At 67.3% G+C, this 22042-nt stretch carries 16 protein-coding genes and 1 pseudogene; 6 read left to right on the forward strand and 11 right to left on the reverse strand.

Features of this window, described 5'->3' with window-relative positions; genetic code table 11:
- The 5 genes from DIE16_RS01660 to DIE16_RS01680 form a co-directional block, all read right to left on the reverse strand.
- Positions 1 to 3720, reverse strand: a 3720-nt coding sequence (locus DIE16_RS01660; protein WP_260434316.1) for an ESPR-type extended signal peptide-containing protein, incomplete at its 3' end; no start/stop codon positions are given.
- A 1138-nt stretch (positions 3721 to 4858) separates the two neighbouring features.
- Complete coding sequence (locus DIE16_RS01665) at positions 4859 to 5761, reverse strand: ferritin-like domain-containing protein (RefSeq protein ID WP_124485089.1); 903 nt, start codon at positions 5759 to 5761, stop codon at positions 4859 to 4861.
- A 93-nt stretch (positions 5762 to 5854) separates the two neighbouring features.
- Positions 5855 to 6073 carry a hypothetical protein gene (locus tag DIE16_RS01670; RefSeq protein ID WP_006749916.1) on the reverse strand — a complete coding sequence of 73 codons (219 nt, stop codon included), beginning with the start codon at positions 6071 to 6073 and terminating at the stop codon, positions 5855 to 5857.
- 224 nt (positions 6074 to 6297) lie between these two features.
- On the reverse strand, positions 6298 to 6948 hold the full coding sequence (locus DIE16_RS01675) for an NADPH-dependent FMN reductase (RefSeq protein WP_044844444.1): 651 nt from the start codon (positions 6946 to 6948) through the stop codon (positions 6298 to 6300).
- Between the two features lie 300 nt (positions 6949 to 7248).
- A complete protein-coding gene (locus DIE16_RS01680; protein WP_124485090.1) occupies positions 7249 to 7554 on the reverse strand; it encodes an NIPSNAP family protein in 306 nt (101 codons plus the stop codon).
- Positions 7555 to 7875: 321 nt separating this feature from the next.
- Here DIE16_RS01680 and DIE16_RS01685 point away from each other — a divergent pair, with 321 nt between their 5' ends.
- Complete coding sequence (locus tag DIE16_RS01685) at positions 7876 to 8661, forward strand: GNAT family N-acetyltransferase (RefSeq protein ID WP_124485091.1); 786 nt, start codon at positions 7876 to 7878, stop codon at positions 8659 to 8661.
- Between the two features lie 70 nt (positions 8662 to 8731).
- Here the strand turns inward: DIE16_RS01685 and DIE16_RS01690 are convergent, their stop codons facing one another.
- Positions 8732 to 10084, reverse strand: coding sequence for a DUF3999 domain-containing protein (locus DIE16_RS01690; RefSeq protein ID WP_124891645.1), 1353 nt, complete (start codon positions 10082 to 10084; stop codon positions 8732 to 8734).
- On the reverse strand, positions 10081 to 13479 hold the full coding sequence (locus DIE16_RS01695) for a DUF2339 domain-containing protein (RefSeq protein ID WP_124891646.1): 3399 nt from the start codon (positions 13477 to 13479) through the stop codon (positions 10081 to 10083). The genes DIE16_RS01690 and DIE16_RS01695 overlap by 4 nt, the downstream gene beginning before the upstream one ends.
- A gap of 356 nt (positions 13480 to 13835) precedes the next feature.
- Between DIE16_RS01695 and DIE16_RS01705 the strand changes: the two are divergent.
- The 4 genes and pseudogenes from DIE16_RS01705 to DIE16_RS01720 form a co-directional block, all read left to right on the forward strand.
- Positions 13836 to 15247: pseudogene (locus DIE16_RS01705) on the forward strand (glycine betaine/L-proline ABC transporter ATP-binding protein); the annotation flags it as partial.
- Positions 15240 to 16136, forward strand: a complete 897-nt coding sequence (choW, locus tag DIE16_RS01710; RefSeq protein ID WP_044844439.1) for a choline ABC transporter permease subunit — start codon at positions 15240 to 15242, stop codon at positions 16134 to 16136. The pseudogene DIE16_RS01705 and the gene choW, both read left to right, overlap by 8 nt.
- 117 nt (positions 16137 to 16253) lie before the next feature.
- Positions 16254 to 17255: a GlxA family transcriptional regulator gene (locus DIE16_RS01715; RefSeq protein ID WP_044844438.1), complete on the forward strand. Its 1002-nt coding sequence runs from the start codon at positions 16254 to 16256 to the stop codon at positions 17253 to 17255.
- A gap of 110 nt (positions 17256 to 17365) precedes the next feature.
- Positions 17366 to 18313 (forward strand): choline ABC transporter substrate-binding protein, encoded by a 948-nt coding sequence (locus DIE16_RS01720; RefSeq protein WP_124521396.1) that lies wholly within the window; start codon positions 17366 to 17368, stop codon positions 18311 to 18313.
- A 137-nt stretch (positions 18314 to 18450) separates the two neighbouring features.
- On the opposite strand, the gene DIE16_RS01725 is transcribed toward DIE16_RS01720, so the two are convergent.
- Positions 18451 to 18876, reverse strand: a complete 426-nt coding sequence (locus DIE16_RS01725) for a PACE efflux transporter (protein WP_124485095.1) — start codon at positions 18874 to 18876, stop codon at positions 18451 to 18453.
- A 189-nt stretch (positions 18877 to 19065) separates the two neighbouring features.
- Between DIE16_RS01725 and DIE16_RS01730 the strand changes: the two genes are divergently transcribed.
- Positions 19066 to 19989 (forward strand): LysR substrate-binding domain-containing protein, encoded by a 924-nt coding sequence (locus DIE16_RS01730; protein WP_124891647.1) that lies wholly within the window; start codon positions 19066 to 19068, stop codon positions 19987 to 19989.
- A 33-nt stretch (positions 19990 to 20022) separates the two neighbouring features.
- On the opposite strand, the gene DIE16_RS01735 is transcribed toward DIE16_RS01730, so the two are convergent.
- The 3 genes from DIE16_RS01735 to DIE16_RS01745 form a co-directional block, all read right to left on the reverse strand.
- The gene (locus tag DIE16_RS01735; RefSeq protein ID WP_124891648.1) at positions 20023 to 21171 is read right to left on the reverse strand and encodes an exo-alpha-sialidase; all 1149 of its coding nucleotides are present in this window, start codon (positions 21169 to 21171) and stop codon (positions 20023 to 20025) included.
- Between the two features lie 56 nt (positions 21172 to 21227).
- The gene (locus DIE16_RS01740) at positions 21228 to 21497 is read right to left on the reverse strand and encodes a MoaD/ThiS family protein (protein WP_044844433.1); all 270 of its coding nucleotides are present in this window, start codon (positions 21495 to 21497) and stop codon (positions 21228 to 21230) included.
- A gap of 145 nt (positions 21498 to 21642) precedes the next feature.
- Positions 21643 to 22041 carry a nuclear transport factor 2 family protein gene (locus tag DIE16_RS01745; protein ID WP_124485391.1) on the reverse strand — a complete coding sequence of 133 codons (399 nt, stop codon included), beginning with the start codon at positions 22039 to 22041 and terminating at the stop codon, positions 21643 to 21645.
- Position 22042 lies beyond the last annotated feature (1 nt).

Consider the following 22042-nt stretch of genomic DNA (forward strand, 5'->3'; position numbering starts at 1 on the left):
GGTCGACGTGGACGTCGACAGCGAAGCGACCGAGCTATCGGTCGAGCTGAGGCCGGTCGACAGCGAGCTGATGCCGGTCGAGGTCGACGTGGACAGCGAGCTGATCGAGCTGGTCGCCGACGAGAGGCCGGTCGACGTGGAGGTCGACAGCGAAGCGACCGAGCTATCGGTCGAGCTGAGGCCGGTCGACAGCGAGCTGATACCCGTCGAGGTCGACGTGGACAACGAGCCGATCGAGCTGGTTGCCGACGAGAGGCCGGTCGACGTGGAAGTCGACAGCGAGGCCACCGAGCTGTCGGTCGAGCTGAGGCCCGTCGACAGCGAGCTGATACCCGTCGAGGTCGACGTGGACAACGAGCCGATCGAGCTGGTTGCCGACGACAGGCCAGTCGACGTGGAGGTCGACAGCGAAGCAACCGAGCTGTCGGTCGAGCTGAGGCCCGTCGACAACGAGCTGATGCCCGTCGAGGTCGACGTGGACAACGAGCCGATCGAGCTGTTAGCCGACGACAGGCCGGTCGACGTGGAGGTCGACAGCGAAGCGACCGAGCTATCGGTCGAGCTGAGGCCGGTCGACAGCGAGCTGATGCCCGTCGAGGTCGAGGTGGACAGCGAGCTGATCGAGCTGGTCGCCGACGAGAGGCCCGTCGACGTGGAAGTCGACAGCGAAGCGACCGAGCTATCGGTCGAGCTCAGGCCCGTCGACAGCGAACTGATACCCGTCGAGGTCGACGTGGACAACGAGCTGATCGAACTGTTAGCCGACGACAGGCCGGTCGAGGTCGAGGTGGACAGCGAGCTGATCGAGCTGGTAGCCGACGAGAGGCCGGTCGACGTCGACGTCGACAGCGAAGCCACCGAGCTATCGGTCGAGCTGAGGCCCGTCGACAACGAGCTGATCCCCGTCGAAGTCGAGGTGGACAGCGACGAAATCGAGCTGTTAGCCGACGAGAGGCCCGTCGACGTGGAAGTCGACAGCGAAGCGACCGAACTATCGGTCGAGCTCAGCCCCGTCGACAACGAAGTGATGCCGGTCGACAGCGACGAGATTGCGCTGCTGGACGACGACACCGTCGTCGACAGCGAATCCACGATGGAATTGGTCGCGAAGAGTTGGGAGCCGTTGATCGCGTCCGTGCTGGTCGGCGTGATTTGACCTGCTGCGACGTTGGTGATCTGACGCGTGGTGCCCGTACTCGCGTTGCCGACGCTCACCACGCTGCTCGGGTTGCCGCCCGCGAACGTGGTGGTTACGCCGCCGACGGTACCCGTTGGCGTTGCGTGGGGCGTGTCGGTGACGGAGCCGCTGCCGAGTGCGACGTCGCCGGTGTTGTTGGCGATGGCATTCGGGCCGATCGCGACCGAGTCGGTGCCGAGCGCCTGGCTGTCGGCTGCCGTCGACTTCGCGTGGAAGTACTTGATGCCCTGGCTGTTGATGCTGTCGATCGCCGAGCCGACGCTGCTGGCGGTCGACGTCGTGCCATTCGCGTTGTACGTCGTGTACGCCGGAGCGGAAACCGTTCCGGTCGTCGGATCATACTTCGCACCGCCGCCGAGGGCGGAGGCCGTGCTGGTGCCGAGATTGTCGGTCTTGGTCGTGACCGTGCTGAGGCCGGTGGACAGTGAATTGATACCGGTCGAGGTCGACGTGGAAAGCGAACTGATCGAGCTATTCGCCGACGAGAGGCCGGTCGACGTGGACGACGACAGCGATGCAACCGAGCTGTTGGTCGAACTCAGGCCCGTGGACAGCGAGCTGATACCGGTCGAAGTCGAGGTGGACAGCGAGCCGATCGAGCTGTTCGCCGACGACAGGCCGGTCGACGTGGACGACGACAGCGAAGCCACCGAGCTATTGGTCGAACTCAGGCCCGTGGACAGCGAGCTGATACCGGTCGAGGTCGAGGTGGACAGTGAGCCGATCGAGCTGTTCGCCGACGAGAGGCCGGTCGACGTGGACGACGACAGCGATGCAACCGAGCTATTGGTCGAGCTCAGGCCCGTGGACAGCGAACTGATGCCAGTCGAAGTCGACGTCGACAGACTGGTGATGTTCGACATAGTCGTGGTTGCGACCGCGTACAGTTGGCTGCCGTTGATCGCGTCCGTGCTCCCTGCGCTGACCAGGCCGGCGCCGACGTTCTGAATGCGGCGTTCGGCGTTGATGGCGCCGACGCTGACCACGCCGCCCGCCGATCCGGCGCCTGCGTACGGACCGAAGCTCTGGCCGCCGATCGTCGAGCTGCTGACCAGGCCGGTGCCGCCGGTCGTGGTGCCTGCCGTCGCGATCGTCGTCGAGTTGCTACCGAGCGCGACCGAGTTCGCGATGGTCACGCTCGACGCGGTGCCGATTGCGATGGCATTTGTGGCCGATGCATTAGCGTTTTGGGAGAGTGCGATCGAGTTTGAACCCGATGCGGTCGCGTTCGCTCCCAAGGCCGTCGCATAGGTGCCCGATGCGACGGCTGCCGCGCCGACGGCGACCGAGCCGGCGGTGCCGCTGGCTGTCGAGCCGTTCCCGAGCGCCAATGCGTCCGAGCCAGTGGCCAGCGACTTGGCCCCGAAGCTGCCGATGGTGCCGAGCGAGATCGCGCCGGTGCCGGTTGCGGTCGCGGCATTGCCGATGGCCACCGCTCCATTGGTGCCCGTGGCCGTCGCCGAGCTGCCAAGCGCGACGGAGCTGTTGGTCGCAGTGGTGCTGTTACCCAGTGCGACGGCGCCCGTACCGCTTGCGGAGGTGCTGTTGCCGAGCGCGACGGCGCCGGAACCGCTCGACGTGTTGTTTGCACCGATCGCCAGTGCACCCGTGCCGGTTGCGCTGTTCGGATCGCCGATCGCGACCGCGCCGTCGCCCGTCGCCACCTGGCCTCGGCCGATTGCGACGGCACCGCCCGCTGACGTGGCGCTGTTGGCCGTCGTGCCGCTCGAACCGATCGCGACGTTCTGGCCTGTCGCGCCCGAGACGACGCTATCGCCTTGTGCAATACCGTACGCGCCATTGACAGTCGCGTTGCGGCCGACCGCGACGCCGGACGTGGCGCCCGATGCAACGGAAGACTGACCGCCGATCGCGATCGAGTCCGAAGCGGCTGCTTGCGCGCCCTTGGTTGCGTTACTGCCGATCGCGATTGCACCCGCACCCGATGCGATGGTCGAGTTTGCCTGGGACAGCGGCGTCGTGCCGTTACCGCCCGCGCCGCCGATCGCGACCGAGTTCAGCGCGTTCGCGGTCGAGCCGAAGCCGAGCGCGGTGGACCCGGCGCCGCTGGCGGTGGTTTCGAGGCCGGCGGCCGTGCCCCACAACGCAGCCGAGCTGAGGAAGCCCATGGCGGTGCCGCCCTTGCCGGTGACCTGAGAGTAGGTGCCGTAGACCGTCGCGGCGAGATTGTTGTTGCCGGATGCGTTACAGCCGGTCACGGTCGACCACGTACCCGAGCCGTCGGTCGGATACGAGTTGGTGTCGCCCATGGTTATGCGCCCGGCTGCCGTGCTGCCGCTGGAGGACGTACAGCTCGATGGCGAAAACTGTCCGAATCCGTTGACTGTCCCGGGGATGTAAGTCGCCGCGCTGGCGAACGATGGCAGACCGATCGTCAGCGCCGCGAGGGCCGCGACCACAACGGCGGACTTGTTCGGCTTGCCCCGTGCCGAATCGTGTTCGGATGCCGCGACCCAGGCGCCAAGGGCTTCGTTCCAGATCGAGCGGTATGTGCGGTTCATGTCCTACTACCTCCAAATATGCACGCCACACACCGGTCTCTTTCGTTAGAGGAATCTGCCGTGCGCTCGCGCGAATCTTAAAATTGATGGGCGGAGTTTATTTGAGGCGATATTTTGAGATTGACAAACAGTGATAAATCGAAGGTTTTGGAAGTTAAAAGATGGTTAATAGATCGTGTTTTGATCTGTTGGTGTGTAAGAAAGTTGAAAATGACTGGAAGGTGGAGTGAAGGTCTCGTGCGGATGCGGTGATGGATGAAAAAAACCATAAAAATCAACGTTGTGACGTAGTTTTGTGTGTGTTGCCGCACATTGGGTAACCAAAAAAGTAAGACAAATGAAACGACAAACGTTTGCGGCAAACGTTTGCCTTTCTGAGTTGTAATGTCAGGCGGGACGCTGGCTCGTATGCATTCGAGGCTCTTGTTAATTTATTAATACGAGATTTGATGTGGATTTTTAATTGTATTTATTGGTTTGCCGGTAAATCAAAAAAAACATGAGCCACGGATTGTCTGATTATGCTGGTTTGCGCATCTCATCGGCCGCGCGCGCCCGTGGGGCGGGCCTTCCCCGGCGCCGGTTTCTCAAAGTTGTAAAAAAGTGCTACAGGTGCATTGGTACGGCGATTGGGATTCCAGTTCGGAATCTGTTCAATTGACGTACTTCATATGACGGGTTGGGGCAGGGGGAGACGAGGTGCCAGATCGCCCGCGCCGGGCAGTCTTGCAACCGGAGTCGTTGCGATGATGTGGCGGGGCGCCCACGATGACGGCCGAAGACGCGAACGATGGGGGCAACGGGGAGCCGCGAGCAGAAACCCGCATCTGCTTCGCGGTGACTCTACCGTGCTGGCAAGGGGGGCATTCCGCTGGAGAGAAAGACGATACGCAAGCGCGTCGGATGAGCATCGTCAGGCTGACGAGCGTTCGTTGGCTGGCGTGATGCCGCACCCAAATCGCCGGATGCGAGCCGGGGTGTGGTTCGTTCTCGTCCGGAAGGGTGAACCGCGATGAGGATGGCGGCCGCGGCAACGCGACCCGGTTCTGCCACCCGGTCGGGGCGGCGCAGTACATCGTCCCGGACAAGGCGCCGACGGCCGGCCTGCGTGCGTCGCCGGCAATCCGCCGCAGCAGCCTTATTTCCGCATGAATCGCAGCGCGAGGCGCGCCATGCGCGGCACGAACATCGGGCGCAGCAGCCGTTTGTCGTACCCGGCCATGCGCCGGTCGTTCTCGCTGACGCAAAGTTCGATTAGTTCGCGCGGGTTCAGCGCATCGCCGATGTCGGCGGTGCTCGTCGCCGGAAAGTTCGCGTCGTGCGCGACGCCGTCCGCATCGATCCCGCGCGCGATGCCGATGCGTTCCCGGATCAGGAATGCCCACACGGCCGCCACCCGCGCGAAGAACCACGGCCGGCGCCACCACGGCAAACTCCGCCAGTACCACGCATACCAGTTCACGAAGAACAGGATGTGCCGGCCTTCCTCCTGGATCACGGGCTCGAAGGTGTCGACGAGTTCGGGCGGGAAATAGCCGGAGCGCTGCGCGGAGCGGAACAGGCCGAACGCGAAGAAGCTGTCGATGCATTCGCTGAAGCCGGTCACCATCCACGACCACTCGGGGTCCTTCGGTGCCGGATAGGCCGGTTCGGGTGCGAGCTTGATGCCGTATGCCTGGACCAGCTTCGACAGCACGACCTTGTGCCGAGCCTCCTCGGCGCCGTCCATCTCGAGCGCCCGGCGCAGCAGCGGATCGCCGACGGTTGCCGCGAAGGTGGCGACGCGGATCGACGCGCGGCCTTCGGTCTGCACGGCGATGTCCCAGATCGGCAGCGACGTGAGCCGCTTGAGTTCGTCGGGCTTGAGCGGCGGCCAGTCGATGACGGCCGGTTTGTACGGGTTGTGCGTATCGAGCAGCATGCGGCAGAACATTTGCCTGTGCGCATCGGAACCGATCCTGACCGGACCTTGACGTTCGAAGGTCCAGTTGCGCATGGCGTGATCTGCCGCTGCATGGTCTTCCTGCAGCGTGTCGGACATGGCTGTTGTTATGCGATTACGAGACGAAAGATTCTTGCATAGCTTCCGTAATCGCGCATTTTCGAGCAGCCCTGCTGCTGCCGGGTGCCGCGCTCAGGCCTGTGTATCGACCCAGAGGCGTCCCCAGCGGGACGCATACGCGAGCGCGTGTTCCTCTTCGAAGAAGAAATCGATTGCGTCGAACGATACGGCGCGCGGCGACGGGCCGCCGCTTGCCTTCTCGATCGTCAGATTCGCGGCGAACAGCCCGTTCGGCAGCCGGGCGGCGGCGGGGGCGACTTCGTAGCCCTTGTAACGGATCGTGCGGTTCATGGCGTGCGCATGGAAGGTTCGGGCTTTCAGCGTACGAAAACCCGCGGCCCGCGTGAACCAATCTTTCGGCCAATGCAAATCACGTGGTGGGCCGGATCGTTATCGGGGTGGGGAGCCGGCATGAAGCAGGCGGTGGCGCTGCGATGCGCGCCGGACTGCCAGACGCGCGCAGCCCGCGCGCGGCGAACGTCGTCGGCCGGGCGCGGGCTGCGGGGAGGCGGGGATTACTGGTTGGCGATCTTCAGCACGGGCGCGAGCGCGTCGACCGACGCGGCATGCGTGGCCGCGCGATGCGATGCGAACGCGAGCGCGAATTCGGCTGCCTGCGAGCCGACGGTCTCGAGCTGTGCGACGACCTTCGGATCCGAGCAGCTGTCGGCGCTCTCGAAGCGCGTTTCGAGCGTGTTCACGGTGGCGCCGAACGGGGTCGGCCAGCCGCGCAGCGCGTGGACGATCGAGCGCAGCGACGTCAGCACGGTGCCGGCGGCCTGCCAGCCGTAGGCCGTGACGATCAGGCCGACCGCGCGACCGTCGAGGTACGGGCGCTCGTCGGCGCGCAGTTCCTCGAGCGTGTCGAGCGCGTTCTTCACGAGGCCGGACACGCCGCCGTGATAGCCGGGCGTCGCGATGATGATCGCGTCGGCTTCGCGCACGGTGTCGATCAGTTCTCGCTGCGCGTCGGTCAGCGTCTTGTGTTCGGGGGCGTAGTGCGGCAGCGTATGCAGGAACGGGCCGTCGAACAGGCGCGTGCGTGCGCCGGCGGCTTGCGCGCCGCGCAGCGCGAACGACAGCGCGCGCTCGGTCGACGACGCGGCCCGGGTGGTGCCGCCGATGCCGACCACGAACGGGCGGCGGTGTTGATCGAATGCAGTCAAAGGGCGCTCCTTGGGGATGGCTTGCCCGGCTAAGCACAGGCTTAAAACCAGATGGTAACGACCCCGCCGCCACTCTGAAAACGACTTTTCGTTCTATCGATATGCCAGGCACGCGGGGCGCGCGTGCGCGCGGCGACGCAGATGGATAGCAGAAATGCTTGGTTGGGACGGCGAGCCGCGCTCGATAAGATGGGCCCGTCTCCTCCATGATGTCTCTACTGACATGGGTTGGCCCCGCCGCGCGGATGCAGGCGGGGCTTTTTTTCGTCCGGCGCCGGAAAGGGGGCGCGATGCGCGGGGTTACTCGAACACCGGCCGGAAGAAGCTGCGCTCGTAGCTGACGATGCAGCGTGTTTCCTCTGCATACCGGAACGCGGCCTGGCACGCGGGATCGGCCTTCGAGCGTTCGCGATAGCGCTCGTACTCGGCGAGACTCGGGAACGAGAACATCGCGAGCGCGATGTTGCTCGCGCCCTCGGAAGGCAGGAAGTAGCCGTGGTGCGTGCCGCCGAATTGCTCGACGAGCGGAATCCACATCTTGCCGTAGGTTTCGAACTGCTCGAGTTTGTACGGATCGATGACGTAGCGAAGGAAGCAGGTGACCATGAGCGCTCGCGGTGCGGTGGAGGATCAGCGAGTCTGGAGCGCGTCGCCGGGTGTGTCAACGACGATGCGGGGCGCTCGCGCGGGGCATCGCGAGTCCGGAATCGGGCGGCATGGGGTCGGCGACGCAGTGTGCGTCACGCATTGCTTGCAGGCACAACGATCGGCGTGTTCGACCACGTGACCGAAGGCGCCGGACGCATGAAAATGCACACCGTCGCGCCATCGCCTCGCTTCGAATTCTCGTCTTTTTACGACATTTTTTCTTGCGACGCCTCGCGGCGCGCTCCTAGACTTCGGTCATCCTGACCACGGAGCGCTGCCATGTCGATATCCCGGAACACGATCGCCGAACGTTCACCCGCCGCGCCGCCTGCCGTGCGCGCCGACCGGGTCATCGTGCGGCGCTTCGATCCGGCAGTCGACAGCTACACGCAGCTCACCGCGCTGCTGCATCGTGCGTTCGCGCGACTCGGCGCGATGGGGCTCAACTGTACGTGTGTCGACCAGGCCGAGGAGGTCACGCGTCGCCGCGCGGAAGCGGGTGAATGTCATGTCGCGGTGTCTGGTGGTCGCGTCGTCGGCACGATGACGCTCTACGCCACCGATCCGGCGTCGCCGTGTTCGCTGTACCGTCGCGACGGCGTCGCGAGCGTGCGCCAGGTGGCCGTCGATCCCGGCTGGCAAGGCGGCGGGATCGGTGCGACGCTGCTCGCATTTGCCGGGCAGTGGGCCGCGTTGCGCGGTTATTCGCTGCTCGCGCTCGATACGCCGCATCCCGCGTCGCATCTGCTGGCGTTCTACCGGGCCCAGGGCTTCGACGTCGTCGATATCGTGCGCTTCGCCGGCAAGCGCTATGACAGCGCGATCCTGTGCAGGCGTCCCGTCGCATGCGTCGCGCGTCGCATGCCGCCGGCATCGCGGCGGGGCGTACGGCCTGTCGTGACGGCGCAATCATGGGCGCTTCGCGCGATCGCGGCGATCCGGGCCGACTGGCGTGCGCGTCGCGGTACGCGCTCGCCGGCGATGGGGGCGGCCGGCGCGGCCAGCTGCCGCTCGTCGCCGTGGCGGCCGCGTCCGCACGGCCGCGTCGCGGCGCGAACGGTGTGAACGGTGTGAACTGCGCGAACGGTGCGAGCGGCACCGGCCTGATTCGGCGTGCCGGTGTGCCGGCGTGGTCCTACTCGTCGCGAGCAGGCGTGTCGCCGCCGCCGCGTGCGAGGCGCCATGCGATCGTGCCGAGCACGCCGACCGCGACGACCAGCGCACCCCACAGCACGTAACGGCGGGCCGCATCCGTATCGGCTGCCGGCCCGGGCGCGACCGCCGAGGCCGGCAGCGCCGCACCGACGCGCGCGGGCCGCACCTCAGGCGCCATTCCGACCAGCAGCGCATCGCGGCTCACGGCCGACGACGGCAGCGACGCATTGCCGACACCGAGCGTGAACGGCGGCATGCCGCGCGCGACGAAGGTCAGGGCGGCCGGATGCCAGCCGACCGCGACGGCCGGCTGGCCGCCGCCGAGCCCGCCGTTGCGCATGTCGACGATGATTCGCCACGCGCGATCGGGATTCGATGCAAACGCCAGCGGCGGGTTGCGCTGTTCGCCGCCCTTGCCCTGCAGCCGGAACAGCACGGCATTGGCGACCTCGCGCCACGGCGCCTGCGCGTCGGGGCGACTCTGCAGCGTTGCGCGCGCAACCGTATTCGGTTGCGGCAGGTCGATGCGCACGCGGTCGACCGGATAGGCGCCATCGGTATCGAACAGATACTCGCCGGGCGCGCCGCCGGCCCGCACGTGTACGGCTTCGCGCCATTGACGCGGCACGGCAGCGGAGTCCGCCGTGCGCGCATCGTGCGGTTGCGTTTCGATCTCGATCGATCCGATCGCGGGCGCGCCGTCGAGCCAGTCGAGCCGCAGGTAGCGCGGTCCCGCGCCCTCGAGCGCGATGCGTTCCTGCACCAGCAGGTCGCCGCCGCGGCCGACCTTCAGCAGTTGCGTGCTGCCGAGCGAGCGCCAGCTGCGCAGGTCGTCGCTCGCTTCGACGGCGACACGGCCCTGGTAGCTGTCGTCGCTCACATGCACGAGCAGCGCGTCGACCTCGCCGTCCGCATGCGACAGGTCGACGAGATCGGCCGCGTGCTTTGCGCGAGCCGGCGCGGTGACGGCCGCGCGCAGCGAGCCGTCCGGCGCGACCGACACGCCGAGCGGCGCCTGACCGTCGTCGGCGCGCGCGGGCGGCAGCGGGAACCAGTGCACCGGCGTGCGCGCCGGCGGCACGGCGGCCGCCGCAGGCGCATCGAGCGAATACGGCACGGGCTCGCCGGCGCCGTTGAACACGCGCACGTCGCCGAGATCGTCGCGCCGGCTGGCCGCATAGATGGCCTGCGGCACGGTGAGCTGGTAATACGCGGCGCTGCCGTCGAGATCGAGCGAGAAGCGCCGCGCGACGCGTTCCGCGCCGGGGGCGCCGTCGGCCGTCGCGAACGACGTCAGCAGGCTCAGGCCGAGCAGGGCTGCGAGTCGTTTCATGGTTGGGTGTCGCCCGGTTGGGCCGCGGCCTTCGGCGGCAGCGGCGAGAAATAGCCGATCAACAGCAGCAGGATGCCGATGCCGATGAACGACACGATGCGTTCGATGCCGGTGACGTGCGACAGGTCGAACAGGAACAGCTTGATCACCGTGAGCGCGAGGAGTGCGGCGCCGACGAACCACAGCGGACGCAAGCCGCGGCGCGTGGCCCAGATCATCGTCGCGAGCGCGCAGAGCGTCCAGTACACGGAGACCGACGCCTGCACGAGCGTCGATTCCGCCATCGCGTCGAATGCGTACGGCACGCCGGTCCAGTGATGCAGCGTGCGCAGCAGGATCGCGTTCAGCCACAGGAAGGCCGTTGCGCCGGCCACGCCGAGCAGTTCGACGCGATAGTTGCTGAACGGCCAGCCGAGCGTGCGCGCACGCACGAACCACGACGCGGCGAGCGCATAGACCACCACCAGCACGAGGTCGAGCGGATTGAGCAGAGGAATGCGCGCCCAGCTGCCGCCGTCCTGCGTGAAGTTCGCGTAGAAGGTCCATGCCCACATCACGACGATCAGCGGCAGCGACGCGAGCGCGCACACGCGCGCGATGCCGTTGCGGCGCGTCAGCCACATGCCGGCGAACGCGAACAGGCTCCAGCCGACCATGAACACCTGCTGGATGCCGAACGAGGACAGCACGGCGTCGATGTCGTAGGCCAGGTGGAAACGCTGATGCAGCGTGCGCAGCAGCAGCGCGTTGAACCACAGGAACACGGTCGCGAGCGCGGCGAGGTCGGCCGCCAGCGGATGCCAGGTGACCCCGAGCGTCTTCAGGCGGCGCAGCCAGGTGGCGAACGCGACGAAGATCAGCAGTTGCGCGACGTCGAGCGGATTGAGCAGCGGCAGCCAGAACAGCGGCGACGCATCGCCGTCGCTCGTCACGCTGGCGATGCTCCACAGCCACAGCAGCGCGGCGAGCGGCGCAGCCCCCCATACCTGATACGCGCGCGGGAACGCGGCGACCGGCCAGCGCAGGCGCGAGCCGGGGCCCGACACCAGCAGAAGCAGCGCGCCGAAGCCGTAGGCCCACGCGCTCCAGCTCCACGCGCCTTCGGGGACGAACGCGCGCAGGCGCCAGAAGCCCTCGAGCGAGAACAGCCCGCACAACGTCCAGAACATCAGCGTGTGCAACGGCGCGATCACGGGAACGGGGATGGCCGCCACGGCCAACGTGCCCGCCGCGCCCGCCGCGCTCGCCGCCGGACCGGCTGCCGCCGTGCCGCGCGACTGCCGCAGCAGCAGCGCATAGCATGCGATGACGGCGATCGGCCACGCGAACGCGCCCATGCCCGACAGCGGCGCCTCGTGCGAATCGAACGCGCGCAACGCGAGGAGCGCGAGCACCGGCGTCAGCGCGAGTGCCGGCCATTCGGCGATCGGCCACGCGAGCTTGCGGCGCGCGACGTGCGCGAGCCACGCGGTGCCGGCGGCGAACAGCGCGGTCGCGTCGACGACGAACCGGTCCGCATGCAGGTCGACGTGACGGCCCGCGTAGACGAGGATCTCGTGCAGTCCGCCGCTCAGCCACCACAACAGCCCCCACGCCGCGGCGGCCGCGCCGACGTCCGGCATCCACGCGTGCCACGCGCGCGCTTCGTCGCGTCCGTGCAGCCACCAGCCCGTGAACAGCCCGGCGAGCGCGATCAGCAGCATCGCGATGTATGCGCTGTTGAGCACCGGCAGCGCGTTCGTGTCGGCCGGGCCGAGCAGGCTCGTGAAGAATGCGCCGGCCGCGGCGATCTGCATCAGCAGGCCGAAGCCGAACGGCGCAAGGCGTTTCTCGCGCACGCCGACCCACACGATCGCCGCGCCTTCGATCGCCCACGCGGCACTGGTCGTCGGGCCCGAGAACGCGAGCGGCACCGCGAGCGTCGCGAAGATCACCGCGAGCGCGAGCATCGCTTCGAACAGCAGCGCGAGACGATCGCGGCGCCGCGCGAGCCAGGCGGCGATCGCGACATAGAACGCCGACAGCGCGACCGCGCTCCATGCGAGCCCGAACGGCATGTCCTTCACGAGCGACGCCTGCAGCGCGGTCGCGACGATCGGCGTGCCGAACACGAGCGTGCCGTCGACATAGTGACGCAGCGCCAGTTCGCGTTTCACCGCGTACAGCAGCGCGATGCCGACATACATCAGGAAGAACAGGATCAGGAACGGCTCGGTGGTCGCGAACAGCGCGGGGCGGTACGCCGTCACGCCCCACGCCGAGCCGATCGTGAACGTGAACACGAAGCCGAGCAGGTTCAGCGGACGCCAGGCCTTGAACCACGCGATCGCGAAGATGCCTGCGTTCAGCAGTGCGTAGTAGCTGAACAGCGCGACATGGCTGCCGTGGCCGGTCGACAGCAGCACCGGCGCGAGAAAGCCGCCCGCGCTGCCCATGAACGCGAGCGGCAGCGCGTTCTGCTTCACCGCGAGGAACGCGCTCAGCGCGCACACCGCGACCATCAGCGGGAACGCCGCGCCGACCGGCAGCAGCGCGTAGAGCTTGGTCGCGGCGAAGATCGTCAGGTACAGGATGCCGATGCCGCCACCCTGCAGCACGAGACCGTACGCCGCGCGGCGCGCACGCACGCGCCAGCCGATCGCGAGCAGCGCGGCCGCGGCGAGCGCCGTGCCGGCCAGGCGGAATTCGATCGGCAGCATGTTGTTGTCGGCCGCGTACTTGAGCAGGAATGCGACGCCGAAGAACAGCACGATGATGCCGACGCGCACGACCGTGTTGCCGCCGAGCAGCCAGTCGCGCGCGGCGCGGAGCGCGCGTTCGGCGATACCGGGTTCGCGGGGCTTTGGCGGGGCGGGCGAGGCGGGCGGCGTGGTCGATGCGGGCGCACCCGTCGGTGCGCCGGCGGCGGCCGGTGCGGCGCTCGTCCGCGTGGCGACTGCCGGCGCGGGCGCGGGCGCGGACGTCGACGACGGCACGCCGGCGCTCGCGACCGCAGGCTGCACGGATGGTCGAGGCGGGATCGCGGCGGGTGCAGGCGTGATGGCGGAGGGAGGCGTCGACGGCACCTGCGCGGCGCTGCCGGTCGCTGCGGCACCGGCCTTCGCGCCGGCGAGCTGGCCGCGCAGCAAGTCGAGCTCGCGCGTGAGCGCGTCGACCGTCGCTTCGAGGCGCGCGACGCGATCGGCGAGCGGCACGGGAGCGGGTTGCGGCGTCGCGGAAATCGCGAACGCGTCGGGGGCCGTACCGCCGTGCGTGTGCTTGCGTTGCTGCAGCGCGTAGCCGATGCAGAACCCGGCCGCCGCACCGAGCAGCGCGCCGTTGGCGGCGGAGAAATCCCCGAACAATGCGGCGATACCGCCCACGATGAAACCGATTGCGGCAAAAGCCCAATTCATCGCCTTGCTCCCTCTCTCATTTCGTTATCGTCCTTCGATCGTCGCGCGGCGCGATCGAGGCTGTTTCCGTATGGCCGGCAGGCGAACCGGCATGCGCGGACTGCCGGCGCAGCGCCATGCGCAAGGCGCGCGGCGACGTCGCGATCGGCGTGTTTGCCGGAATGTATCACAATGGCCATGGGGGATTTTCTGGGTTGCGGGCGGGCCGCGAAGCATGGCTGCCGCGCGTTCGCGGCGCCTGTTTTCGTACGACCATTCTTTTTCCCGGCGCCGGGCAGGCGAACGGTCCGATCGGACGTGGAATTGTCGCAAAGCGACGCGCGGTTTTTGCGGGTTGTCGCAAAACGCCGCCGCTCGCGCGTCGCGCTGCTGCGCACAAGTCACGCCCGCGATGCCCGCCGTTGCTGGCTGTGCGCGTATTGCGTTGCCGCAATCGGGGGCCGCCGAGCGCCGCGCCCCGCCGGGCGGGCCTGCGGGGTGTGTCGTATTTGCGCAAGCGTTTGTCGTAATTCGTCGGCAGGTCGGGGTTTTTTCTGGCAACTATGTAGGCACGTTGAGTCACACGCGTGAGTCCCCGCTACACGAGGAGAAGGTTTCGATGGATGCCCCCAAGGTCGTAGTCGAAGGTCTGTGCAAGGTATTTGGAAGCAACCCGCAGCAGGCGCTCGACATGCTCGCCGCCGGCGCAACGAAAGACGATGTGCTCAAGCGTACCGGTCAGGTCGTCGGTGTGCACAACGTTTCGTTCGACGTGCAGGAAGGCGAAATATTCGTGCTGATGGGCCTGTCCGGCTCCGGCAAATCCACGCTGATCCGCCTCGTGAACCGGCTGGTCGATCCGAGCGCCGGCAAGGTGCTGATCGACGGGCTCGACGTCGCGTCGGCACGCCGCTCGGCGCTGACCGCGCTGCGCCGCAAGGACATGAGCATGGTGTTCCAGTCGTTCGCGCTGATGCCGCATCGCACCGTGGTGTCGAATGCCGCGTTCGGCCTCGAGGTCGCGGGCGTCGGCAAGAAGGAACGCGAACGCCGTGCGATGGAGGTGCTCGAGCAGGTCGGCCTCGCACCGTTCGCGCACAAGCTGCCGTCCGAGCTGTCGGGCGGCATGCAGCAGCGCGTCGGCCTGGCCCGCGCGCTGGCCGTGAACCCGTCGCTGATGATCATGGACGAGGCGTTCTCCGCGCTCGATCCGCTCAAGCGCCGCGAAATGCAGGACGTGCTGCTGCAACTGCAGAAGGAACAGCGCCGCACGATCATGTTCGTGTCGCACGATCTGGAAGAGGCGCTGCGCATCGGCAACCGCATCGCGATCATGGAAGGCGGCCGGCTCGTGCAGGTCGGCACGCCGCAGGACATCATCGCGAACCCGGCCGACGACTACGTGCGCGCGTTCTTCGACGGCATCGACACGAGCCGCTATCTGACCGCGGGCGACCTGATGCAGACGGGCGCCGTGCCGACCATGTCGAAGTGCGACGCCGCGAACGTCGCGGCGACGCTGAACGGCAGTGCCGAATATGCGTTCGTGCTCGACGCCGCACGCAAGATCCGCGGCTTCGTCACGCGCGAGGCGATCGGTCAGGACACGCCGTCGGTGCGGCCGATCGAAAGCATCCGGCGCGATGCGTCGCTCGAACATGTCGTCGCGCGCGTCGTCGCGAGCCCGAATGCACTGCCCGTCGTCGACGACGACGGCTGCTACTGCGGCTCGGTCGACCGCGCTCTTATCCTGAAGGCCATCACGCGTTCGCGAGGCTCCCATGTCTGAAATGATTCCGCTCGGTACCTGGGTCGACCAGTCCGTTCACTACCTGCTCGATCATGACGCGGCGACGTTCGATGCGATCGGCCGCGCGATCGAGGGTCTCGCCGCCTTCGTCGAGCACAGCCTGCAGGCGATCCCGATGTGGCTGATGATGGCGATCTTCATCGGCGTCGGCTTGTGGCGCGTGGGCTGGCGCTTCGCGCTGTTCACCACCGCGTCGCTGCTGCTGATCTTCGCGACGGGCTTCTGGGATCAGACGGTCATCACGCTCGGCCTCACGCTGTCGTCGACGATCATCAGCCTCGTGCTCGGCATTCCGCTCGGCATCTGGGCCGCGAAGAGCAAGTGGGTCGCCGCGATCGTGCGTCCGATCCTCGACCTGATGCAGACGATGCCCGCGTTCGTCTACCTGATTCCTGCCGCGATGCTGTTCGGTCTCGGCCGCGTGCCGGGGATCCTGTCGACGGTGATCTTCGCGATGCCGCCGGCCGTGCGCCTGACGAGCCTCGGCATCCGTCACGTGAACCGCGAGATCGTCGAAGCCGGCCAGGCATTCGGCTGCACGCCGTGGCAGCTGCTGTACAAGGTGCAGTTCCCGAACGCGCTGCCGTCGATCATGCAGGGCGTGAACCAGACCATCATGATGGCGCTGTCGATGGTGATCATCGCGTCGATGGTCGGCGCGGGTGGCCTCGGCAACGATGTGCTCGCAAGTATCCAGCGCCTCGACATCGGCCTCGGCTTCGAAAGCGGTCTGTCGGTCGTGCTGCTCGCGATCATTCTCGACCGCATCACCGAGAGCTTCGGCCGCGCGCCGGGCACCGCGAAAGCACCGCTGTTCTCGGGCCTGAAGCAGCTGTTCCGCGCGAAGGCCGCGCCCGCGCAAGCGTAAGCAACCGGCGGCCGGTTCGACTTCCGGCCGCCTCTTCCGATTCGATACCGGCTTCCGTGGCGTTTGCCACGGGGCTGGCTGCGTGCAACCTGCTCAACCGTTCGCCAGGAGCTCGATGTGACGTCCGCCGCCGCTGCCGCCGTGCCCGCCGCTCGCGTTTCACCGGTTTCGTCCCTTGCCCATTTCGGCTTCCTGACGCTGCCGCACTTCTCGATGATCGCGTTCTCGAGCGCGGTCGAAGTGCTTCGGATGGCGAACTACGTCGGGCGTGCCGATCACTACCAGTGGTCGATCTATTCGCTCGACGGTGCCCCCGTGCGGGCCAGCAACGGCATCGCGGTGCGGCCGACCCAGGCGCTCGACTACACGAACCTGCCCGACGTGATGATCGTGTGCGGCGGGATTCACATCCGCGAGGTGGTCGACGACGGCGCGCGCGACACGCTCGCGGCGCTCGCCGAACGCGGGCTGCCGCTGGGCGGCATCTGCACCGGCGCGTATGCGCTGATGTCGGGCGGCCTGCTCGACGGCTATCGCTGCACCGTGCACTGGGAGAACCTGTCCGCGCTGCATGCGGAGTTTCCGCAGGTGGGGTTCGCCGACGAGCTGTTCGTCGTCGATCGCGACCGGCTCACCTGCACCGGCGGCACCGCGCCGCTCGACCTGATGCTGAATCTCGTCGGCATGCGTTTCGGCCAGCAGCTCGCCGCGCAGGTGTCCGAGCAGTTCATCCTCGAACGCATCCGCAGCTCGACCGATACGCAGCCGATCCCCGTCGATGCGCGCGTCGGCTTCTCGCGCGCGGAACTGATCGAAGTGGTGCGGCTGATGGAAGCGAACATCGAGGAGCCGCTGTCGCTCGAGGAACTCGCGCGGCTCGTGCGGCTGTCGCAGCGTCACCTGCAGCGGATGTTCAAGGTGTACCTGAACGTGTCGCCCACTCACTATTACCTCACGCTTCGGCTGAAACGCGCGCGCGACCTGCTGCGCACTACGGATGCGTCGATCGCGCGCGTGACGACGACGTGCGGATTCCATTCGCCGTGTCACTTCAGCAAGGCGTATCGCGCGCAGTTCGGTCACGCGCCGAGCTACGAGCGACGGTTGCCGGGGCGCTGACGCAACCCGCGCGAACCATTCGGTCCGCGACGCCGCCGGGATCGCGGCGCGCGGCTTCAACCATCGATCCCGCCCCCATGAAAAACGACGTCACTTTGAGGAGAAGACAGATGAAGCGCCAATTGATCGCAGCGGTATGCGGGATCGGGATGGCCGCGCCGATGTCGGCGGTTTATGCGGCCGACCCGCCCGTATGCAAGAACGTGCGCTTCGCGGACGTCGGCTGGACCGACATCGCTGCCACCACCGGTCTTGCAGCGACGATGCTGCAGGGGCTCGGCTACGCGCCGACCAAGACGATCGCGTCGGTGCCGATCACGTTCGCGGGCATCAAGAGCAAGCAGATCGACGTGTTCCTCGGCTACTGGTCGCCGACGATGGACCCGATCATCCAGCCGTTCACGAAGGCCGGCACGATCAAGGTGCTCGCCACGCCCAACCTGACCGGCGCGAAATACACGCTCGCGGTGCCCGACTACGTGTACCAGGGCGGCCTGAAGTCGTTCGCCGACATCCAGAAGTACGCCGACAAGCTCAACGGCAAGATCTACGGGATCGAACCGGGCAACGACGGCAACCTGCTGATCAAGAAGATGATCGACGGCAACCAGTTCGGCCTCGGCAAGTTCAAGATGGTCGAGTCGAGCGAGGCCGGGATGCTGGTCGAGGTGAACCGCGCGATCCGCGACAAGCAGTGGATCGTGTTCCTCGGCTGGGAACCGCATCCGATGAACGTGCAGATGAAGATCGACTACCTGAGCGGCGGCGACGACGTGTTCGGCCCGAACTACGGCGAGGCGAAGGTGCTGACGGCCACGCCGCCGGACTACGCGCAGCGTTGCCCGAACGTCGCGAAGTTCGTGTCGAACCTGCAGTTCACGACGTCGATCGAGAACCACGTGATGTTGCCGATCATGAACAAGGAAGACCCGAACAAGGCCGCCGCCGAGTGGCTGAAGGCGAATCCGCAGGCGCTCGACAAGTGGCTGGCCGGCGTGACGACGCTCGACGGCAAGCCGGGCCTGCCGGCGGTGAAGGCGTATCTCGGCGTGCATTGAGCGTCGACGTGACCGGCGCGCTCGCCGAAGGCGGCGCGCCGGCGTGATGAAACGCGGCCCTCCCGTATCGTGCGGGCGGGCCGCGTTGCTTTCGGGCTGCGCGTCGATCGGCGCGAAGCCGGCCCGCGAACACCTCGTCACGATTCCTTCGTCGCCGCCGGCACATCGAACACGCGATCGAACGCCCACTGGAACACGAACGCGTAGCAGAAGAAGAACGCGAACAGCCCGATGTCGACGACGAACGCGTCGAACCACGAGATGTCGAGCCACCACGATACGACCGGCACGAGGATGAAGATGAGCCCGCCCTCGAAGCCGGTCGCATGCAGGATCCGTCGCGCGAGCGTGCGCGCGGGCTGCCGGCGCGACGCTTCCCAGCGCTCGAACAGCGCGTTGAAGATCATGTTCCACAGCAGCGCGATCGCCGACATCGTCGCGGACAGCGCGCCCGAATAGACCAGACCCTGCTTGAAGAGCGCCGCGATCGCGGGCGAGATGCAGGAAATGGCGATCGCTTCGTAGAGCACCGCCTGCGTGATCCTGCGCGGTAGGCCTTGCACGTTGGTTCTCCGGTTCGACGGTTGCTGGTGCGTCGATGGTTGGGCGGTGGGTTGGCCGCTACTGCGTGCCGCGGCCGCCGTGCCGCGACGTCCCGGAAGGCTACCCGCGTTGCGCGCGCGCCTCAATTCACCTAATCTCACGCGGATTGAATCGAATTCAACCTGGCCGGATCCGGCCCGCGAGGCCTCGTGTTCTCGAAAATTCCCCTGACTGCATTGCGTGTATTCGAGTCGTGCGCGCGGCTCGGCACGTTCAAGGCGGCCGCCGACGAACTTTCCGTGACGCCGGCGGCCGTGTCGCATCAGATCAAGTCGCTCGAAAGCCGGCTCGGCGTGCTGCTGTTCGAGCGTGGCGCGAGCGGCGTGCGGTTGACGGACGAGGGCGGGCAACTGTTTCGCGCGTGTCACGACGCGCTGCTCGGCATGAGCCGCGGGCTCGATGCGCTGCGGCCCGCGGCGGCCGATACGCGCACGCTGGTGCTGACCACCACGCCCGCGTTCGCCGCGATGTGGCTGATTCCGCGGCTCGGCCGGTTCCGGCGCGTCGATCCGCAGTTGCACATCAAGGTGGAAACCGGCAACGCGCTCGTCGATCTCGAACGCGACGCGCGGGTCGATCTCGCGATCCGCGCGACGTCGCGCACGTTTCCCGCGCTGCACGAGATCGCGCTGATCGACGAGTATTTCGGCGCGTATGCGGCGCGCGGCCTCGACGTCGGGCGCGCGAACGAGCGTATCGAGCTGATCGAGACCACCTGGGATACGCCGCTTCCCGTGTCGGTCGACTGGGCATCGTGGTGCCGTGCGGCTGGTCGCGAAGCATGGCTCGAGCGCGCGGTGTTCCGCCATTACGACGACGAGCATTACGCGCTGCAGGCCGTGCTGCATGGGCAGGGTGTCGGGCTGCTCAGTTCGGTGCTGGCCGCCGAGCACGTCGAACGCGACGCGCTGACGCCGATCGATGCATCGGTGCGGCTCGCCGGCGCGCGTTTCGTCGCGCTGTGCCGGCCCGGGCGAGAGCGCGAGCCGCGGGTCCGGCGGTTTCTCGACTGGCTTGAAGCGGAAATCGTGCAGACGCGCGACACGGTCGCGCGGATCGCGCCGCCGACGTAACGCAACGGGCGCGCGCTGCGTGTGAGTCGTTCGTTATCCGAAGCGCACGCAATACACCGGTGGCAAATGCGCGGAGACCTGCCGCCAGTTTTCGCCGCCGTCCGCGGAGGTCCATAACCCGCCCGTCGTCGACGCCATCGCGAGACGCGTGCCGGAGTCGTCCACCGCGAGCCCGTGCCGATAGACGAGATCGTAGGCCGGCGCAGGCGGCAACCCGTTCGACAGGCTCTCGAAGCTGCGGCCGCCGTCGCGCGTGCGCGTGACGACGAAGCGGCCGTTCACCGGAATCCGGCACGCATCCTTCACGGCGGGGACGAACCACGCGGTGTCGGGGTCGTGCGGATGCACGGCGACCGCGAAGCCGAAGCTCGATGGCTGCGCTTCGATCCGCTGCCAGTGCGCGGCACCGTCGGTCGAGCGGAAGATCGCGCAGTGATGCTGGGTCCACAGCACATCGGGGTTGGCCGCGCACTGGACGACGCGATGCGGGTCCTGCACGTTGGGTTCGCCGCGCCGCTCGGGCGGCATGTAGTCGGCCTCCATGCCGTCGGCGCTGACCCGCCAGGTCGCGCCGCCGTCGAAGGTCTGCCAGACGCCGCCGCACGAGATGCCGATCGTCACGTGCCGGCTGTCGCGCGGATCGACCATCACCGAATGGATGCCCGGCGCATCGTAGCCGCCGCCGAACCACTCGGGGCGCTCCGGGCGATCCCACAGCGGGCGGTTGAGCGCCCACGAATCGCCGCCGTCATCGGAGCGGAAGAGGCCGCCCGGTATCGTGCCGGCCCACAATACGCCCGGTTCGTCCGCGCCGCCGGTTTCGAGCGACCAGATCTGCTGAAGCGTCCACGGCGGGCGGGGCGGGGTGGGCGCTTCGTCGTGCGTGTCGCCGGTGCCGGCATGGGCGCTGACGTCGGCGCGCGGTTCATCGGCGGGCTGCGGCGGATAGACGGGGACCGCACATTCTTCCCATGCGGCGGCACCGGCACGCCTGCGGTGCAGCTTGACCCCGAAATGGCCGAGATTGAGCGCCGCGTACAGCGTGCCGTCGCGCGGGTCGGCCAGTGCCATGCTGACCGGTTCGCCGACGAAGTGCGGCTCGCCGAGCGCCCAGCCGCCGTTGCCGTCGGCGTGCAGCACGAACAGGCCCTTGCGGGTCGCGACGAGCAGTCGATCGTTCATGTCGGATGTCTCCTGTGGGCGCGGCCGCGCGCTCGTTTGGATGGCGATGCGTCCCTTTATCCGCCGGACAGCGCCTGCACGACGTACACGCGGCTGCCGTTGCCGAGCGGATCGGACAGATGTTGCCGGTCGCGTACCGGCTGGCCGTCGATGAACACCGACAGGTGCTTTCGCAGCGCGCCCTGGTCGTCGACGATATAGCCGCGCAGCCGCGGCTGTTCACCGAAGACGGTTTCGAGCGCTTCGCCGAGCGTCCGTGCGTCGATGTCGCGCTCGGGCGTGTCGATATGGCGCTGGATCGACGCCGCGAAGAAGAGGTGTGCCATGGCGGTGGCTGGCAGGAGCCGTGCGGGGGGACGGTCTGTAGTGTAGGCGATCGATCGGGCCGGCAGCGACATTGCCGTACGGCCGGCGGCGCGGCGACGTTGCTGCGCCGCGCAACGGCCGTGGTGCCTGATCCCCGTCGATGCGCTATGCGTACTTGTCGCCGACCGTACTGCGGATCGGATAGGTGTCGTAGACGATGATCATGCGCTCGATGCGCGCGTCGTCGTCGAATTCGAAGACGTCGACACACTCGAATTGCACCGCGGTGCCGTCCTTCAGTCCCCAGTCGTAGACGAAATAGCCGGTGGCCCGACGTGCGCCCGTGGCGCTGACGCAAATGTCGATCGGCGTGATCCGGCTTTGTCCGGAGGCCGCCGCGACTTTTTCGAAGAAGGGCAGTGGCGACATCCAGCCGAGGAACGGCGAAAATATCTGCGCATCCGGCGTGAACAATGCGCAGATCGCGACGACGTTGCCGCTCTCGAGCGCTTTGAGGTAGGTATCGACCTGCCGCGTGTATAGTGCGTCGGACGACGAGACCATG

Origin of the sequence: Burkholderia sp. Bp9090, assembly GCF_003857985.1 — a bacterium.
GTDB lineage: Bacteria > Pseudomonadota > Gammaproteobacteria > Burkholderiales > Burkholderiaceae > Burkholderia.

Excerpts from the sequence above, each read along its gene's own strand:
- DIE16_RS01695 (WP_124891646.1), bottom strand. The coding sequence starts at position 13,479 with ATGAATTGGGCTTTTGCCGCAATCGGTTTCATCGTGGGCGGTATCGCC.
- DIE16_RS01740 (WP_044844433.1), bottom strand. The coding sequence starts at position 21,497 with ATGGCACACCTCTTCTTCGCGGCGTCGATCCAGCGCCATATCGACACG.
- choW (WP_044844439.1), top strand. The coding sequence starts at position 15,240 with ATGTCTGAAATGATTCCGCTCGGTACCTGGGTCGACCAGTCCGTTCAC.
- DIE16_RS01680 (WP_124485090.1), bottom strand. The coding sequence starts at position 7,554 with ATGGTCACCTGCTTCCTTCGCTACGTCATCGATCCGTACAAACTCGAG.
- DIE16_RS01735 (WP_124891648.1), bottom strand. The coding sequence starts at position 21,171 with ATGAACGATCGACTGCTCGTCGCGACCCGCAAGGGCCTGTTCGTGCTG.
- DIE16_RS01665 (WP_124485089.1), bottom strand. The coding sequence starts at position 5,761 with ATGTCCGACACGCTGCAGGAAGACCATGCAGCGGCAGATCACGCCATG.
- DIE16_RS01690 (WP_124891645.1), bottom strand. The coding sequence starts at position 10,084 with ATGAAACGACTCGCAGCCCTGCTCGGCCTGAGCCTGCTGACGTCGTTC.
- DIE16_RS01670 (WP_006749916.1), bottom strand. The coding sequence starts at position 6,073 with ATGAACCGCACGATCCGTTACAAGGGCTACGAAGTCGCCCCCGCCGCC.
- DIE16_RS01720 (WP_124521396.1), top strand. The coding sequence starts at position 17,366 with ATGAAGCGCCAATTGATCGCAGCGGTATGCGGGATCGGGATGGCCGCG.
- DIE16_RS01745 (WP_124485391.1), bottom strand. The coding sequence starts at position 22,041 with ATGGTCTCGTCGTCCGACGCACTATACACGCGGCAGGTCGATACCTAC.
- DIE16_RS01685 (WP_124485091.1), top strand. The coding sequence starts at position 7,876 with ATGTCGATATCCCGGAACACGATCGCCGAACGTTCACCCGCCGCGCCG.